The following is a 16,867-nucleotide window of genomic DNA, read 5'->3' as shown; positions in this document are numbered from 1 at the left end:
TCAGTACCCCCGTGCAATCGTTCGGATGTCTTTGGACAGTTTTGACACCCCTTGCAAAATCAACAGAACCGCGCCCACGACCATCATCCATTTCATTGGCCAAAGCGGGATTTCCCATTCGTTAAAGCTGATCTCGCCCCAACGAACATTCGGATCGGTCCAATCGCCGATGGTTAGCGCACCGAACATCTGGAAGAAGCTCAACTCTCCACGTGCCCAATCTGAAACGACTGAGTTCCCTGTCGGCACCGCGATCGCGTCCATCGCAAAGATGTATGATGTCACGAGCAACGTACCTGCAAAGATGAAGAAGAAGATTGAAGTGAACAGATCTGCCCAAGCCCGTTTTGGCTTAGTCAATGGAGCGTAGAAGATATCGACGCGGACATGGCTTTCCGTCAGCATCGCATAGGACCCAGCGATCAGGTATTGCATGCCGAACATCAGGTACATGGATTCGTGCGCCCAGTTGGTGGGCGCGTTGAAGACGTACCGTACGATCACCTCGTAATAATAGACGAACACCGCAATCACCGCCCAGTAACTGACGAACTCACCCGCGTAGAGTGACAGGCGGTCTATCCAGTTCTCGGCATATTCGTGGTCGGCCTTGCGTGCGCCGGGGTCCAGCTCAGCCGCGCGGGCGGCGGTTTCTTCGTCGATCTCCATCTCGGGTTCATGTGGTTCTGCATCTGCTTTGGCGCGTGCACTCGTGACGAGGCGCGGCAGCATTAATGCGTCAATCGCCATGAAAGCCAGGATTGTGAAGAAAGCATAACGTGCTACTGAACCCCAGAATTCCCGGTTCGCGCCAGCGGCCTCAGCCAGCGGCTGCGCTTCGGTCAACGCTGTTTCGGACTCGGCCAGTCGTTCGCGCCCGGTGGCTATAGCCTTTTCCGCGCGGTCCAGTGACCGTTCTGCGCGTCGCTTTTGCAACGCTGTTCCGTCCTGAGCGGCCTCAACAGCGGCGCGCAGTTCATCGATGCCTTCTTCGGCCGATTGCACGCGTTCGGTTTCCCGCTCGATTGTCCGTTCGGCTTGTCGAACAACGTTTACGGCGTTGGAAAATTCGTTACGTGCGGTGCGTTCTTCGCCATTGGCGTAGAGGATCATCAGGAAGACTGGTAGATAAACCAATCCCAACAGGCTGCGCAGGTAAAACCGGTGCAGACCCAGCATTCCGCCTGTGACCAGGATAAGGTACCCCAAAGGCAGCCCATATGTCCGTTTTTCGGGTTGGGCTTTGCGTGCCAGCACCATTGCAAGGGCCGGAAAGGCGATCAGCCCGACCCAGTACAGCCAGTGTGGCAGCGTAAAATCGACGCTCGGCATGTTACGTTCCGAATTCCATAGAAAAGTCATGTCCGCGCAGAGACCCGCGCGGACTGTTGGTCAGTTGTTCCTTGGATTACAGGTCCAGTGTTTGCCCTTCGATCATCTCTGGGGTCACATAACCCAGAGAACCGGACATCATGTAATCAAGCTGAATCTTGAAGACCCGTGCCGCGTCTTTGTCGCGGTTGGCGTACTTGAACCAGATCGGCACGGCGACCTCGGTCATCAGTTCCACGTCGTCCTGTGACAGACGGGTGATCTGAGTACCTTCGGCCTCGAATTTCTTCCATGCTTCCTGGTCGGCGGCCTGAATTGCGGCGTGGTGCAGATCGGAATAGACGTGGGTTTCCATTTCCACGAATTCCTGCATCTGTGGGCTCAGCTTGTCCCACGCGGCCTTGCCGACGGTGATGTCCATGATGTCAACGGGCTGATAGACTGACATGAAGCCAGGAGGGCCCATAACGATGTAATCGGTCACCTGGCTAAAGCCCAGAGCATGGTTCACCGCAGGACCCACAAAGTCGGCCACGTCGATAGTGCCTTTTTCCAGGGCTGGGAAGATCTCGGACCCGGGCAGAACGGTTGTTTCAGCACCCAGTTCCGAGAAGACCTCGGCGACCATACCACCGGGCAGACGCATCTTACGTCCGGCAAAGTCATCGACCGAGCGGATCGGAACCTTTGAGTGGATGATGTTCGGGCCGTGGTGGACAGGTCCGACAAAGTGAAGACCTTGTGCCCCCAAAAGCTCGCGCGCAATTTCCAGACCGCCAAGACCGTAGTAGAACGTGTCATACTCATGCGGCTGACGCAGACCCAGCGGATACGAGCTGAGGAATACGGCGGCAGGAATGATGCCCTGATAGTAGATGGTGAACGGGTTGATCGCATCCAGAACGCCGTTTTTCACAGCATCCGCCAGTTGGAAATCACCGACGACGTCATTCGCGCCGAACGCCTGAAAGGCCAGCTCGCCCCCGGTCTTTTCCTCAATCGTGGCGCACCAGTCTTTGAAGACCTGCAAACCGATCCCACCGGGCCACGATGTTTGAATTTTCCAGGTCGTCCCTTCACCTGCAGCCGTCGCGATATGAGGCGCGGCCAAAGTTGCAGCACCAGCACCCGCAATAGTTCTAAACGCGCTGCGGCGCGTGATAAGCTTTTTGGTCATTTGTTCCTCCCTTTAGTCACCGCCACGCCGATACAAGGCAATGCCAGTGCCCCCTTAGCATAACCCGAACTTCTTAAATTGGTAATATTATTTTTCCAATTTATAATGGGCTCACTTTTGCGTGACGAAAAACGGCTACTTTGGGGGTTCGCAAGGGCGCTCAGATTGCCAAATGGCGCTGTTCGCGCGCTTGGTTTTCTTGATGCAATTGAAATGTAGCACGTTTTTTTGCGGATTCGCTTAAAGAGGCGAGAAAAAAATCGCACGAAACGGAAGCCAGCGTTTTCCCAAAAATGGGTGTGCTCAAGACCGCAAAAGATTCTACCCGGCCAATACCGGGTGAATTAATTCTGTCAAAGTCACATAGTTAATTCGGCCGACACTTTTAGCGCGGCCTTTTGAGCAAGTGTGTGAATTCACGGCCCTTGGATGTATTTTAGAACTTCCCCGGGTGAACGCTTTATCTTTTGCGCCGCGGCATAGCATCGCCACCTTTTGCGGCCGCTGCGTGGGCGCGGTTTTTCTTGCTGCTCGGCTTGCCTTTGGGCGGAGGAGGGCCCTTGGGGCGTCGGTCCGCTTTCTTACCGGGTGCGCTCGCGGATTTACTGTCTCGCTTGGGCTTGCTTTCAGGCTTGGCTTCGTTAGAGGATCGGGCTTCTTTCTTTTGTCGGCCCTTTGCGGGTTTAGGCTCGACTTGGCGAGGTGGTCTCTGAGCGTTTTTCGATGGCGCGGCTTTAGGTTTTGGGCTCCGCTTCGGGCCGGTTTTCAATACTTTGGAAAGGTCAGGTGGAGTGTTCAAGCGCACAAGGTCTTTGGTACCTTCGATCTTCATCTCTGGTCCGATCGCGTCCAGGAACCCGTCCACGCTACTTTCGCGAATTTCAACATACGTCACATCATCAGCGATACGGATTGCGCCGATATCGGATTTGGTGATGTTACCCGCCTTGCAAACCATCGGTAGCAGATACCGAGGCGACGCGTTCTGATTGCGGCCTTCCGATACCGAAAACCAGACGCTGGGGCCAAATGGCGCGCTCGGTTTGGTGGTGGGCGATTTCACGTCACTCAACTCTTCGGGCGCGGAATGCAAACGTCTGTATTGGCGAACATAGGCCGTTGCCAATTGTTCTGGCGAGTATTTCGCAACCAGTTCGTCTACTGACGCACGTTCGCTCTCCAGCGGATCGGTTTGCCACTCTTCGGCGTTGAATATGCGCTGCAAATCCTGCGCGTTCACTTCATCGGCGGAAGGCGCTGCGCCCCAATCAGCCGTCAATTTGGCGAATTTCAGTAAACGCTGCGCCTTTTTGAACGATGATGGCGGGACGATCAACGCGCTGACACCCTTTCGCCCAGCTCGCCCGGTTCGGCCTGATCGGTGCAACAGAGTTTCGTGGCTATTTGGCAGCTCGGCGTGGATCACCAGATCCAGGTTCGGTAGGTCGATGCCGCGTGCCGCTACATCTGTCGCCACACAAACCCGGGCACGCCCGTCTCGCATCGCTTGCAAAGCATTGGACCGTTCGCTCTGGGTCAGTTCGCCTGACAAAGCAACGACAGAAAACCCCCGGTTCGACAGCCGGGCGGTCAGACGCGCGACCATGGCACGCGTGTTGCAGAACACAATGGCGTTCGGCGCCTCATAATAGCGCAACACGTTGATGATCGCGTTTTCTCCGTCGCGGGGGGCAACGTTCAACGCTCTGTATTCGATATCGGCGTGTTGCGTACGCTCACTGACAGTGCTCACCCGTTCCGCGTCACGCTGGTAACGTGTGGCGAGGGACGCAATGGCATTTGGCACTGTGGCCGAAAAAAGCAGTGTCTGGCGATCCGTCGGTGTCTCGTCGAGGATGAACTCAAGGTCCTCGCGGAACCCAAGATCAAGCATCTCGTCGGCCTCATCCAGAACCACGGAACGCACCGACGTCAAATCGATCGAGCCACGCATGATATGGTCGCGCAGACGTCCAGGTGTGGCGACCACGATATGCGCGCCGCGGGATAGCGCGCGGCGCTCATCACGCATGTCCATCCCACCCACACAAGAGGTGATGTATGCACCTGCATCGGCATATAGCCACCCCAGTTCGCGTTTTACCTGCAAGGCGAGCTCTCTTGTCGGGGCAATGACCAAGGCGAGGGGCGCAGCACTGCGGTCAAATGCCTCTGCATCGCCCAATATGACTGGCGCAATTGCAAGCCCGAATCCGATTGTTTTCCCTGATCCGGTCTGCGCCGAAACCAACAGGTCGCGGCCTTCCAGATTTGGTGCAGACACGGCCTCTTGGACCGGTGTTAGAGTAACATATCCTTTGCGTTTCAGCGCATCGGCGAGTGTTTGTTTCATGGATCGGTTCTCTTGGGTGATGCTGTCACCCTCAGAGCGCTCAACACACGTTTCATAATCAAAGCAGGGTCCATAGCGAGAGAATAAAGGGATGTATAGAGCAGAAGGTGCATATCCGCGCGACAACGTCGGATCAGTAGTAAATCGTCCTGCTACGCGGGTCATACTTTGGGGAGTTTGGTGAGTCTTAAGAGGAAAAAACAGAACCCGAGGGGACTGTTTTTTATTGGTCGGAGTGAGAGGATTCGAACCTCCGACCCCTGCCTCCCGAAGACAGTGCTCTACCAGGCTGAGCTACACTCCGACCGTGGCGGGTGATCTATACGGGGTATACTGGATGTGCAAGGGGGATTTTGCCCACGCGCAGCGCGTAAAAACGCGCTGATCTAACCTAGGGCAATGGGTCTGTACGATAGAGACGCACTTTGGTTCCACCGTGATCAACAACCGGCCCGTCGGGCAAGAGAGGGAGCCGCGTTGCGCGTGCCAGAGCAGGTGCGCTTGTCACGATTCCAACACGCCATCCTGTAAATTTTGACATCAGCACAGTACCAAGTGAGCCATATAGAGACCGTAACCCTTTTTCTTCACCGATCCGGGCGCCATAGGGAGGGTTGACGATGATCAGACCGGGCTTGCTGGTTGCCGGTTCAATTTCGCTGACGGCGCGGGTCTGAAAATGCGTGTGATACGATACGCCCGCGTGGTCAGCGTTTGCTATGGCAGCCTGAACAGCGCCGCTATTGCGATCTGATCCTTCAAAGACAAGGTCCGTCGTTTTGGAATTGGTGGCTTGCCGCATATTCGTCCACACTTCTGGGTCAAAGCCTTTCAGGTGTTCAAATGCGAAAGGACGACTTCGCCCGGGGTTTAGCCCAAGTGCAATCTCGGCGGCTTCGAGAACAAACGTGCCGGATCCGCACATCGGGTCCAGCAAGGGTTCTTTCCCTTTGAAGCCGCATTCGCGCAGGAACATGGCCGCCATCGTCTCGCGCATGGGGGCTTTGGCAACGGCGGGTTTGTGCCCGCGCTTGTGTAGTGGCTCGCCAGATGTATCAACCGACAAGGTGCAGACGTCCTTTTCGATTCGCAGCAAAACGCGCACATCCGCCTCAGCAGAGATTGGAGCGCCCAATGTATCGGCGATCGCGCTTTCGATCCGCTGACGCGCGGCACCGGCATGGTAAATTCGAGACTTACGGCTGGTAGCTTCGATTTTGATCGCCACGTCTGCGCGCAGGAATTCGGACCAGCGAAATTTACGAGCGCGCTTGTCCAGCTGAGATAGGTGTGCAGCCGGAAAGCTACCCATCCGAACCAGAACCTTGTTGGCACCGCGTATGCAAAGGTTGGCCCGCCAAACTTCGGACCAGGGACCGGTACAGACCACGCCGCCCGGCACAAGCTTTGCGCCCTTGAACCCGTTTTCGATGGCTTCGGCGCGCAGTGGGCCTTCAAGACCGGGCGTGGCCACCAGAAATATTTCAAATTTGTTGGTCTGTTCCATTCCTGCTGCTTACACCGGACATGCTTTGGGCGCGACAAGCAAATTTATCTGAGTAATTATGGGGCGGATCATAGGAAAGTGACCTTCAAGTGCCACTTTGGGCGGTAACAGGTTTGCGTTTGGCACCATCCCCGCGTAAAGGGTCCCTGATCTATTAAAAGCCAAGGGTCGGTAACAAGCGTCAGGCGCTGCTCTTCGTTCTTTGGCTCACACGTTTGCCCTGCCTTGTGCTGCAGAGGTCACAAGGCAATGTGGTGCAGGAAAGAGGCTTGGAAGACCGAAGCGACATGCAAACTTTCAAACTGAAAAAAGGGTTGGAGCTGCCAGTTCAAGGTGCACCTGACCAAAACATCAAACCGGGCCCTGAGTTTTCAACCGTGGGCGTTTTGGGATCCGACTATCTTGGTCTGAAACCTCGAATGCTGGTTCAGGAAGGGGATGACGTTCAACGCGGAACGCCTTTGTTCTGTCATAAGGACGCACCCGACGCGATGATGGTCGCGCCTGTCACCGGAAAGGTTGTCGCTATCAATCGGGGCGCACGGCGTGTTTTGCAAAGCGTCGTGATCCAAGTGACGGATGTCAATGACACCGGTGTTGATTTCTCAGAACTTGGGGATACGGACACGGCAGAAGGTGTCACTGCCAAACTCTGTGCTTCGGGTCTTTGGACTTCGTTCCGGACGCGACCCTATTCCAAGATGCCGGTTCCCGGCAGCACACCCGGCGCGATTTTTGTGACCGCTATGGACAGTGAACCTTTGTCGGCGGACGCGGATGTCATCATTGCTGATGCCGGGGATGCTTTTGCTGCTGGTCTTTCCGCGGTATCCAAATTGACCGAGGGGAACACCTACCTGTGCCAAGCGGAGGGTGACACCATTCCTGGGTCTGACCTGCCGGGTGTTCAGGCTGCAGGATTTTCGGGTCCTCACCCCGCTGGGCTGGCCGGGACGCATATCCATTTTCTGGAACCATTGGCGGGCGATAAGCAGGTCTGGACAATCGGTTATCAGGACGTGATTGCGATTGGCCGTCTTATGCAGACAGGTCACCTGGATCCCAACATTGTAATTGCCCTTTCAGGTCCCGGCGCGCGCGATCCTCGATTGATCCGCACCGTCATGGGCGCCTCAACGGATGATCTGACGCGTGATGAGGTGAACGTGGACGGCACCGCTCGGATCATTTCGGGCTCTATCCTGTCTGGTAAGCACGCAGACGGGCCAACGGCGTATCTGGGCCGATTTGCGCGGCAAGTCACGATTATCCGAGAGGATGCTGACCAGATTCCGATGGGTTGGATCAGGCCAATGCCATCCAAATTTGCTGTACAACCGGTTCTGGGTTCGGCGTTCGCCAAAAAGCTGTATGCATTCACATCAAATCTGAACGGTGGCCGCCGCGCGATGGTGCCGACCGGCACATTCGAAGAGCTGATGCCGCAGGACTATCTGCCGACGCAATTGCTGCGGGCTTTGCTTGTGATGGATACCGACACAGCTCAGGCATTGGGCGCGCTCGAGCTGGACGAAGAAGATCTGGGTCTGGTCGGTTTTGCCTGCCCTGCAAAATATGAATACGGGCTGGCGCTGCGCGACTGCCTGACAAAGATTGAAAAGGAGGGCTGATCCAAATGGGTTTGCGCAGCTTCTTCGATCAGATCGAGCCGAACTTTACCAAGGGCGGCAAGTACGAAAAGTACTTCCCCATCTACGAGATGGTGGAAAGCTTTATCTACACTCCGAAAACGGTAACGACTGTTGCGCCGCACGCGCGGTCATACGTGGATATGAAGCGGATCATGACCTATGTCGTGATCGCGACGATCCCCTGTATTCTGTGGGGGATGTATAATACCGGCTATCAGGCCAATTCAGCCATAGCTGCGTTGGGCCCGGATTCGGCGACAGGATGGCGCATCGCATTTCTGCAGGCGTTTGGCATCTCGTTGAACCCTGACAGCATTTTCGCCAACGTAATGCATGGTTTGATGTATTTCTTGCCGATATACATCACGACGCTTGTTGCAGGCGGTATTTTCGAGGTTATCTTTGCGACCGTCCGCGGACACGAGGTGAACGAAGGTTTCCTTGTGACCTCAATGCTATACACGTTGATTATGCCTGCTACGGCCCCTTTGTGGCAGGTCGCGTTGGGCATCATTTTTGGCGTTGTGATTGGTAAAGAAGTCTTCGGTGGAACGGGTAAGAACTTCCTTAACCCTGCGCTTGTGGGTCGCGCTTTCCTCTACTTTGCTTATCCCGCTCAGATGTCAGGGGACTCGGTCTGGACACCGGTTGACGGCTTTTCGGGTGCAACAGCGCTGGGTATCACCGCGGCCCAGGGCGTACAGGCGCTGGCGGCCGATGGGATTACTTGGGCCAACGCATTCTTTGGCCAAATGCAGGGCAGTTTTGGTGAGACATCGACGCTTGCCTGTATGATCGGTCTTGCCTTTTTGCTGACGACCAAAATAGCCAATTACCGACTGATCGTAGGGTGTTTGGCAGGCACTATCGGGTTCTCGCTGCTGCTGAACCTCATTGGATCGGACACCAACCCGATGTTTGCCATGCCGTGGTACTGGCACATCGTTCTGGGCGGCTACGCCTTTGGTCTGGCCTTCATGGTGACCGAGCCGGTTTCGGCCAGCCACACCAACATGGGCCGCTACATATATGGTGCGCTGATTGGTATCATGGTTGTGATGATCCGCGTCATTAACCCTGCTTTCCCAGAAGGTATGATGCTGGCAATTCTGTTCGGGAACGTCTTTGCACCGCTGATCGACTATTTTGTCGTTCAGGCCAACATCAAACGGAGGGCGCGTCGCCATGTCTGATACGCAATCCCCAGATAACAACGAGGCGCCGAAGGGCGCGCTCGCCAAGTTCCTGGCGGCCTCGCCAGATGCTGTCGGCAAGACAATCATTGTTGCGGTTGCCGTTTGCCTGGTCGCTTCGATGGTTGTCTCGGCTGCCGCGGTAAGCTTGCGCCCAGTTCAAGAGGCCAATGCGCTCAAGGACAAGCAGGTTAACGTCCTACAGGTAGCTGGTGTTTATGAGCCCGGCGTCGACGTCAGCGAAGCCTTCGCCGCGTTCGAACCGCACGTGCTGGAACTGGCCACGGGTGAGTTTGCAGATGACCAGTTCGATCCGGCAACCTTTGATGACATCGCTGCCGCCAGCGACCCTGACCTCAGCGTCGCTCTGGACAACGACCCGGCAGGTATCGGGCGCAAGTCGAAATATCGGGTCGTCTATTTACTGCGCGACGATGCTGGTGCTTTGGACAAAGCCATCCTGCCGCTGCATGGCTATGGGCTTTGGTCCACGCTCTATGGCTTTATCGCCCTGGAAAACAACGGCAACGATATCTACGGTCTGCAATTCTATCAGCACGGTGAAACCCCGGGCCTAGGGGCCGAGGTGGACAACCCCCGCTGGAAAGCGCTGTGGAATGGCAAACGTCTGCGCGATGATGCGGGTGAGTTGCAAATCACCGTTGCCAAATCGCAGCCCGCCGCTGGCCCCGACTTTTACGTTGACGCGCTGGCCGGGGCCACGCTGACCTCGGTGGGGGTCGATAACCTTGTACGGTTCTGGATGGGGGATGCGGGTTACGCTCCGTTCCTGGCCAAACTGCAAGCAGGAGAATTCTGATGTCTCAGACCAAGAAAGAGATGCTGGTCGACCCGCTTGTCGACAACAACCCGATCACCCTGCAGGTGCTGGGCATCTGTTCCGCACTGGCGGTGACCTCATCGCTACAGGTTTCGTTCGTGATGGCGCTGGCGGTGACATTCGTGACCTCGTTTTCGTCCTTCTTCATCTCGTGTCTGCGTAACCAGATCCCCGGCTCAATCCGGATCATCGTGCAGATGGTGATCATCGCCTCGCTGGTGATCCTGGTGGATCAGGTGCTGAAAGCCTACGCGTTTGAAATCTCGAAAACCCTGTCGGTTTTTGTGGGTCTTATCATCACCAACTGTATCGTGATGGGCCGGGCTGAGGCGTTTGCGATGAAGAACCCGCCCGTAGCGTCCTTTATCGATGGCTTGGGTAACGGCATGGGCTATGGCCTGATCCTGCTGTTGGTCGGCTTCATCCGCGAGCTGTTCGGAGCAGGCTCGCTGTTTGGTGTCACCATCCTGCAGACGGTCAACAACGGCGGTTGGTATGTGCCCAACGGCATGCTGCTGCTGCCACCTTCGGCGTTTTTCATCATCGGTCTGATCATCTGGGCCTTCCGCACATGGAAGCCGAACCAGGTGGAAGAGCGTGAATACAAAATTCAGCAGGTAGAGGCCCACTGATGGAAGCCCTGATTTCACTGGCCGTCAAGGCCATCTTTGTCGAAAACCTTGCGCTCAGCTTCTTTCTGGGGATGTGTACTTTCATCGCCGTATCCAAGAAGATTTCGACCGCGCTGGGTCTGGGCATCTCGGTCATGGTCGTGCAAGCCATCACCGTGCCCGCCAACAACTTGCTGCTGAACTATCTGCTGAAACCGGGCGCGCTGGCCTGGGCCGGGTTCCCGGATGTGGACCTGACCTTCCTTGGCCTGATCTCGTATATCGGTGTGATCGCGGCGATGGTTCAGATCCTCGAGATGGTTTTGGACAAGTATTTCCCGCCGCTCTACAACGCTCTGGGGATCTTCCTGCCGCTGATCACAGTGAACTGTGCCATCTTGGGTGGATCGCTGTTCATGGTGGAACGCGACTACAACTTTGCCGAAGCGACGACCTATGGCCTTTCCTCTGGCTTTGGTTGGGCCTTGGCGATCACCGCAATGGCGGGTGTTCGGGAAAAGCTTAAATACTCTGACATTCCCGACGGTCTGCAGGGGCTGGGTATTACCTTCATCACCGCGGGTCTGATGGCGATGGCCTTCATGTCCTTCTCGGGCGTGAAACTGTAAGGAGGGGCGCATGGAAACCTTTAGCTTAGGCGTCGTTCTTTTCACCCTGATCGTTCTGGGTCTGGTCGCAATCATCATGGCGGCAAGGTCGCGGCTGGTGTCCACCGGGAACGTGAACATAACTATTAACGGTGAAAAAACCGTGTCTGTCCCAGCGGGCGGCAAATTGCTGCAAACTCTGGCGGCCGAGAAATTGTTCGTCCCCTCTGCTTGTGGCGGCGGTGGTACTTGTGCGCAGTGCCGCGTGCGCGTGCATTCGGGTGGCGGCTCGATCCTGCCGACCGAGGAAAGCCATATCACCAAGCGCGAGGCCGCCTGCGGCGACCGTCTGTCCTGTCAGGTCGCGGTCAAACAGGACATGGATATTGAAGTTCCTGAAGAGGTCTTTGGCGTCAAGAAATGGGAATGCACCGTTCGCTCAAATGAAAACGTGGCGACCTTTATCAAAGCCTTGACGCTGGACTTGCCAGAGGGTGAGGATGTGAACTTCCGCGCTGGTGGTTACATTCAGATCGAAGCCCCCGCGCATGCGTTGAAATACACCGATTTCGACGTGGAAGACGAGTATCGCGAGGATTGGGACAAGTTCAATCTGTGGCAATACGAGTCCGTGGTGGCGGAACCGATTGAACGCGCTTATTCCATGGCTAACTACCCGGACGAAAAGGGCATGATCATGCTCAACGTCCGCGTCGCCTCGCCGCCGCCCGGGTCTGATGGAATTCCTCCGGGTCAGATGTCCTCGTACATCTTCAACCTGAAACCGGGTAACAAAGTTACAATTTCGGGCCCGTTTGGGGAATTCTTCGCGCGCGAAACAGAAAAAGAGATGGTGTTCATCGGCGGTGGCGCAGGCATGGCGCCAATGCGCAGTCATATCTTTGACCAGTTAAAGCGTCTTGAGAACCGCAATCGCAAGATCACATTCTGGTACGGTGCGCGCTCGAAGAAAGAGATGTTCTTTGTCGAAGACTTTGACCAACTGGCCGAAGAGTTTGACAATTTCGAATGGCATGTCGCCCTGTCGGACGCGCAGCCTGAGGACGATTGGAAGGGCTATACGGGCTTTATCCACAACGTTCTGTTCGATGAATACCTCAAGAACCACCCCGCGCCCGAAGATTGTGAGTTTTACATGTGCGGCCCGCCGATCATGAACCAGTCAGTCATTAACATGCTGTTGGATCTGGGCGTGGATCGCGAAGACATCATGCTCGACGATTTCGGCGGGTAAGAAACGAAAAATCGGCGCATCCTGCGTCGGTTTTTTTTACAGCCGCAGATCGCTGAATTCTTTAGGCAAACAGGATTTCACATCGAATACCACGCTTTGCTGTTTGCCGTAGCCACGTATCACCTTGGGCTCCAGCGATAGAAACTCCTGATGTGCGACAGCCAGAACAACCGCGTCGTAAGCACCCTGTTCCGGCTCGGCAGTCAATGATATTCCATATTCCCGTTGCGCCGCGCCCGAATCCGCATGTGGGTCATGAACATCGACCGTGACGCCATAGCTGTCGAGTTCGGTCACGATATCAATGACACGCGTATTGCGCAGATCCGGGCAGTTTTCCTTAAAGGTCAGGCCCAGCACGAGCACTCTTGCGGCGCTGACATTGATCCCCTCACGCGTCATCCGTTTGACCAATTGGGAAACAACGTAACCACCCATGCTGTCATTCAGTCGCCTGCCGGCAAGAATGATTTGTGGGTGATGGCCCACGGCTTCGGCTTTGTGGGTCAGGTAATAGGGATCGACCCCGATACAGTGCCCACCCACCAGACCCGGTCGGAAAGGAAGGAAGTTCCATTTGGTCCCCGCCGCGCGCAACACAGCATCCGTGTCGATATCAAGCCGGCCGAAGATCATGGCGAGTTCGTTCACCAAGGCGATATTGAGGTCTCGTTGGGTGTTCTCGATCACTTTCGCGGCTTCGGCCACTCGAATGCTTTCGGCCTTGTGTGTGCCAGCCGTTATTATTCTGGCATAGAGAGCATCTACCAGTTCTGCCACTTCTGGGGTCGAGCCGGATGTAACCTTGCAGATATCGGCTATTCGATGGGCCTTGTCCCCCGGGTTGATCCGTTCGGGGCTGTAGCCTGCATAGAAATCCGAGTTGAAGACAAGCCCAGAAACCTGTTCCAGGATCGGCACACAGTCTTCTTCAGTGGCACCTGGGTAAACAGTCGACTCGTAGATCACCAGATCCCCGGGTTTTAGAACCCGCCCGACAGTTTCAGAAGCACGCAGCAAGGGCGTCAGGTCCGGTTGTTTGCCAGCTGTGATGGGGGTCGGGACAGTAACAATATATGTGTCGCATTCGGCTATATCGGCGGCATCGTCGGTAAAGCTCAGACCTGCGGCTTCAGTCAGGTCCTGTGGCTCCACCTCGTGCGTTTCGTCTATTCCGCGACGCAGGGCATCAATTCGAGCGTGATTGATATCAAATCCCACCACGGGTCCGATTTTACCAAAGGCTACGGCCAGCGGCAGACCCACGTAGCCCAAGCCAATAACAGCGATCTTTCGGGCTTCCGGTTTCGTTTCAAGCATCTTCTTTATTTACCGTGATAGTCCCGGAACCAGGCGACAAAGCTGGCAATACCGTCTTTGAAATCGGTTTGCGGTCGATAGCCCGTCAGACGCTGAAGCAGATTATTGTCGGCCCATGTTGCCGGGACATCACCCATTTGCATAGGCATGTAGTTGCGAATGGCTTTCTTTCCGATGGCGTCTTCGATTGCTTCGATGAAATCCATCAACCTTACCTTGTCCCCATTGCCGATATTAACCACGCGCCACGGCGCTGCAGGCGACAGGCTGTCCCCATCCTCAATTTCATCGGCATTTTCTGGTCGTACGGGCGGTACGTCGATTAGCAATCGTATGCCGCGCACAAGGTCTTCGACATTGGTAAAGTCCCGGTACATGTCACCGTGGTTGTAGATATCAATCGGTCGATCATCCAAAATCGCGTCTACAAATTTATAAAGGGCCAAGTCCGGACGACCCCAAGGACCGTAAACCGTGAAAAAGCGGAACATTGTCGTCGGCAGATTCCACAAGTGGGCGTAGGAATGCCCCATCGCTTCATTCGCTTTTTTGGTCGCAGCGTAGATGGTCAGGGGGGCGTCGGCTTTTTCCACCTCGGTAAACGGCATCTCTTCGTTCGCGCCATAAACCGACGACGTCGAAGCCATCAGCAAATGGTCCACCTTGTGAATCCGCGCCAATTCCATGACGTTGAAGGTGCCAACAACGTTCGAATTGATATAGCTGCGCGGATCCTCGAGGCTGTAACGGACCCCGGCTTGCGCCGCGAGGTGCACAATGACCTCTGGCTGAAATTCCTCTGCGACTTGCAAAAGTCGATCATGATTTTCCAGCAGGTCTTCTGTCGCCGAAAACCCGGGATTTTGCAAAAGCATTTGGTGGCGTCTTTGCTTGAGGGTGACGTCGTAATAATCCGTCATCCCATCATAGCCATGAACCCGAAAGCCCTCGGACAACAACAGCTTGGCAAGGTGAAACCCGATAAACCCTGCTGTCCCGGTGACCAGAACCCGTTTCATGCAATCCTCGATCCTTTAGCGAACTGATGGTGCATCAGGGATACTCTCGCAAGGGTAAGGTCAAGGAGATTTTCGACGCAGCACGTCAGCCGACGATCATCTGTTTCATCCGCAACGCTTCGTATTCCAACTCTTTCAGACGGAAATGGACCACATCGCCGATGGTGATGACCCCGCGCAGATGCCCATCGCTGAGCACCGGCATGTGTCGGAACCGTCCCTCTGTCATGGTTTTAAGGACATCATTAAGCAGGTCGCCGGGTGAGCAGGTTTTCACATCGCGTGTCATCAGGTCTTCGACCGCTTGGGGCAGGGTCTGACCAGGGGTGTCGGCCATCCGGCGCACGATATCGCGTTCAGACAAGATCCCCTGCAAAGCTCCATTCTGGTCCGTTACCAGAACTGCACCAATGCGTTTTTCCTTGAGTGTATTGACTACAGAGTGGATGGTGTCGTTCGGACGAACAGAAAATACTGCATCGCCTTTCCCCTCCAGCAGTTTTGCCACCGTCGTTTGTGAATGGGACAAGTTCGAATCAACCGACTGGCTTCGTGTGGACGTATCAGCCTTGTCGCCGCGTGTCGGGGGCTGGTAAGAGCTTGGGGCCATGGGCAATCTCCTCTAGTATTGCCTTTACCTTACCGCAGCCAGTCTACCTGTATAGGGTGCAATTGCCCTGCATGGGCAAAACTGACAGAACCCAGAGATTTTTGGCCCATTGTCTGACCTTTACCTGACCCCTCCGATTGCCGCGCTGATCTTCTTTTTCGTGGTCATTTGTGGTCACAATTTTCGCATGGCGTGGAAGCAGCAGGCAGAAGGCTGGAAACGAAAAGCGTGGCTTTTTGGGGTGCCCGCCGGCGTTGGATTACTTGTGCTTGGCTTCCTTCCGCTGAAACTGTGAAGCCAGTTTGACTCCGATAGGGGGCGCTGGCATATGCCGGGCACGTTTACCCTCGGGAGAATACCCTATGCGCCTACTGCCTGTATTGGCCATTGCAACCCTCGTGTCCGGCTGTTTGTTCGATAAAGAGCCCGAGGTGCTGCGCCTGTCTGGCGAGACGATGGGAACGACCTTTAACATCACAGCGATTGGCGAGGACTTGGACGAGGACGCTCTGGCCGCTGCGGTCGAGGAAACCTTGGCCGGGGTCAATGCCAAGATGTCGAACTGGGATCCCAATTCCGAGGTTTCGACATTCTCAGCAGCCGCCAACACCGATCCTATTCCTGTTTCTGCTGAATTTGCGTTGGTCATCAACGCAGCAAACGACGTTCATAACAAAAGCGGCGGCATCTTTGACGTGACACTTGGACCGCTGATCGAGCTGTGGGGCTTTGGCCCGCGGACCCCGGAAGACCCGGTGCCCTCAGATGCAGAGATTGCCACCGCCCTCGACGGCGTAGGCCAATCACGGTTGCTAGTGCTGGACGACGAAGCTGGTACGCTGGCCAAGGCCGATCCGTCTGTCGGGATTAACTTGTCTGCCATTGCCAAGGGATATGGTATCGACGCCGTGGCCGAGACCTTGCGCGATGCGGGGATCGAGAACTATCTGGTCGAGATCGGCGGTGATCTTGTGACCATGGGCCAGAACGACAAGGGCGAGACGTGGCGCATCGGCATCGAAAAGCCGCAAGCCGGTGCGCAGACCCCTCAGTTGGTCGTATCGGTCAGCGATTTGGGAATGGCCAGCTCGGGCGACTACAAGAATTTCTTCGAGCAGGACGGGGTGCGTTATTCACACATCATCGACCCAACAACGGGCCGTCCGATCACGCACAGAACCACCTCGGTCACTGTTCTGGCGGAAAACGCGATGATGGCAGACGCCTGGGCCACGGCGATGCTTGCGCTGGGGCAGGAAAAAGGTCTGGAACTGGCGGAAAAGCATAAACTTGCCGTGTATTTCATCTCGCGGGATGTGACAGGTGGCGAAGATGCCTATATCACGGTACATAGCACTACGTTCAAGGACGCATTGGGCACCAACTGAC

15 protein-coding genes and 1 tRNA gene are annotated in these 16,867 nt (G+C 55.6%); 8 read left to right on the top strand and 8 right to left on the bottom strand.

Going from position 1 to position 16,867, the window contains the following annotated elements:
- From ACR0DG_RS18510 to ACR0DG_RS18490, 5 genes are all read right to left on the bottom strand, one after another.
- Positions 1–1,332, bottom strand: coding sequence for a TRAP transporter small permease subunit (locus ACR0DG_RS18510; RefSeq protein ID WP_480699843.1), 1,332 nt, complete (start codon positions 1,330–1,332; stop codon positions 1–3).
- Between the two features lie 76 nt (positions 1,333–1,408).
- Positions 1,409–2,509 (bottom strand): TRAP transporter substrate-binding protein DctP, encoded by a 1,101-nt coding sequence (gene dctP, locus ACR0DG_RS18505; protein ID WP_480699842.1) that lies wholly within the window; start codon positions 2,507–2,509, stop codon positions 1,409–1,411.
- Positions 2,510–2,969: 460 nt separating this feature from the next.
- Positions 2,970–4,862 carry a DEAD/DEAH box helicase gene (locus ACR0DG_RS18500; RefSeq protein ID WP_480699841.1) on the bottom strand — a complete coding sequence of 631 codons (1,893 nt, stop codon included), beginning with the start codon at positions 4,860–4,862 and terminating at the stop codon, positions 2,970–2,972.
- A 227-nt stretch (positions 4,863–5,089) separates the two neighbouring features.
- Positions 5,090–5,166 (bottom strand) — tRNA-Pro (locus ACR0DG_RS18495).
- Positions 5,167–5,253: 87 nt separating this feature from the next.
- Positions 5,254–6,369, bottom strand: coding sequence for a THUMP domain-containing class I SAM-dependent RNA methyltransferase (locus ACR0DG_RS18490; protein WP_480699840.1), 1,116 nt, complete (start codon positions 6,367–6,369; stop codon positions 5,254–5,256).
- Between the two features lie 287 nt (positions 6,370–6,656).
- On the opposite strand from ACR0DG_RS18490, the gene ACR0DG_RS18485 reads away from it, so the two are divergent.
- Genes ACR0DG_RS18485 through nqrF form a run of 6 tightly spaced genes read left to right on the top strand, consistent with a single transcriptional unit; the run spans position 6,657 to position 12,529 of the window.
- On the top strand, positions 6,657–8,000 hold the full coding sequence (locus ACR0DG_RS18485; RefSeq protein ID WP_480699860.1) for a Na(+)-translocating NADH-quinone reductase subunit A: 1,344 nt from the start codon (positions 6,657–6,659) through the stop codon (positions 7,998–8,000).
- A gap of 5 nt (positions 8,001–8,005) precedes the next feature.
- Positions 8,006–9,214: an NADH:ubiquinone reductase (Na(+)-transporting) subunit B gene (locus ACR0DG_RS18480; protein ID WP_480699839.1), complete on the top strand. Its 1,209-nt coding sequence runs from the start codon at positions 8,006–8,008 to the stop codon at positions 9,212–9,214.
- On the top strand, positions 9,207–10,034 hold the full coding sequence (locus ACR0DG_RS18475; protein WP_480699838.1) for a Na(+)-translocating NADH-quinone reductase subunit C: 828 nt from the start codon (positions 9,207–9,209) through the stop codon (positions 10,032–10,034). The genes ACR0DG_RS18480 and ACR0DG_RS18475 overlap by 8 nt, the downstream gene beginning before the upstream one ends.
- Complete coding sequence (locus tag ACR0DG_RS18470; RefSeq protein WP_170495196.1) at positions 10,034–10,687, top strand: NADH:ubiquinone reductase (Na(+)-transporting) subunit D; 654 nt, start codon at positions 10,034–10,036, stop codon at positions 10,685–10,687. The genes ACR0DG_RS18475 and ACR0DG_RS18470 overlap by 1 nt, the downstream gene beginning before the upstream one ends.
- Positions 10,687–11,295 carry an NADH:ubiquinone reductase (Na(+)-transporting) subunit E gene (nqrE, locus tag ACR0DG_RS18465; protein WP_480520774.1) on the top strand — a complete coding sequence of 203 codons (609 nt, stop codon included), beginning with the start codon at positions 10,687–10,689 and terminating at the stop codon, positions 11,293–11,295. The genes ACR0DG_RS18470 and nqrE overlap by 1 nt, the downstream gene beginning before the upstream one ends.
- Before the next feature lie 10 nt (positions 11,296–11,305).
- Positions 11,306–12,529 carry an NADH:ubiquinone reductase (Na(+)-transporting) subunit F gene (gene nqrF, locus ACR0DG_RS18460; protein WP_480699837.1) on the top strand — a complete coding sequence of 408 codons (1,224 nt, stop codon included), beginning with the start codon at positions 11,306–11,308 and terminating at the stop codon, positions 12,527–12,529.
- Positions 12,530–12,565: 36 nt separating this feature from the next.
- Here nqrF and tviB read toward each other — a convergent pair whose 3' ends face one another.
- From tviB to ACR0DG_RS18445, 3 genes are all read right to left on the bottom strand, one after another.
- Complete coding sequence (gene tviB, locus ACR0DG_RS18455; protein ID WP_480699836.1) at positions 12,566–13,849, bottom strand: Vi polysaccharide biosynthesis UDP-N-acetylglucosamine C-6 dehydrogenase TviB; 1,284 nt, start codon at positions 13,847–13,849, stop codon at positions 12,566–12,568.
- Between the two features lie 5 nt (positions 13,850–13,854).
- Positions 13,855–14,868, bottom strand: a complete 1,014-nt coding sequence (locus ACR0DG_RS18450; RefSeq protein WP_480699835.1) for a GDP-mannose 4,6-dehydratase — start codon at positions 14,866–14,868, stop codon at positions 13,855–13,857.
- Between the two features lie 85 nt (positions 14,869–14,953).
- Positions 14,954–15,478 carry a CBS domain-containing protein gene (locus ACR0DG_RS18445; RefSeq protein ID WP_480699834.1) on the bottom strand — a complete coding sequence of 175 codons (525 nt, stop codon included), beginning with the start codon at positions 15,476–15,478 and terminating at the stop codon, positions 14,954–14,956.
- A 109-nt stretch (positions 15,479–15,587) separates the two neighbouring features.
- Here ACR0DG_RS18445 and ACR0DG_RS18440 point away from each other — a divergent pair, with 109 nt between their 5' ends.
- Both ACR0DG_RS18440 and ACR0DG_RS18435 read left to right on the top strand, forming a co-directional pair.
- Complete coding sequence (locus ACR0DG_RS18440) at positions 15,588–15,773, top strand: hypothetical protein (protein WP_480699833.1); 186 nt, start codon at positions 15,588–15,590, stop codon at positions 15,771–15,773.
- Between the two features lie 67 nt (positions 15,774–15,840).
- A complete protein-coding gene (locus tag ACR0DG_RS18435) occupies positions 15,841–16,866 on the top strand; it encodes an FAD:protein FMN transferase (protein WP_480699832.1) in 1,026 nt (341 codons plus the stop codon).
- The last annotated feature ends 1 nt before the right edge of the window (position 16,867 follow it).

Source organism: Ruegeria sp. BG8 (assembly GCF_056538325.1).
This window is presented reverse-complemented; position numbering and strand designations above follow the sequence as displayed.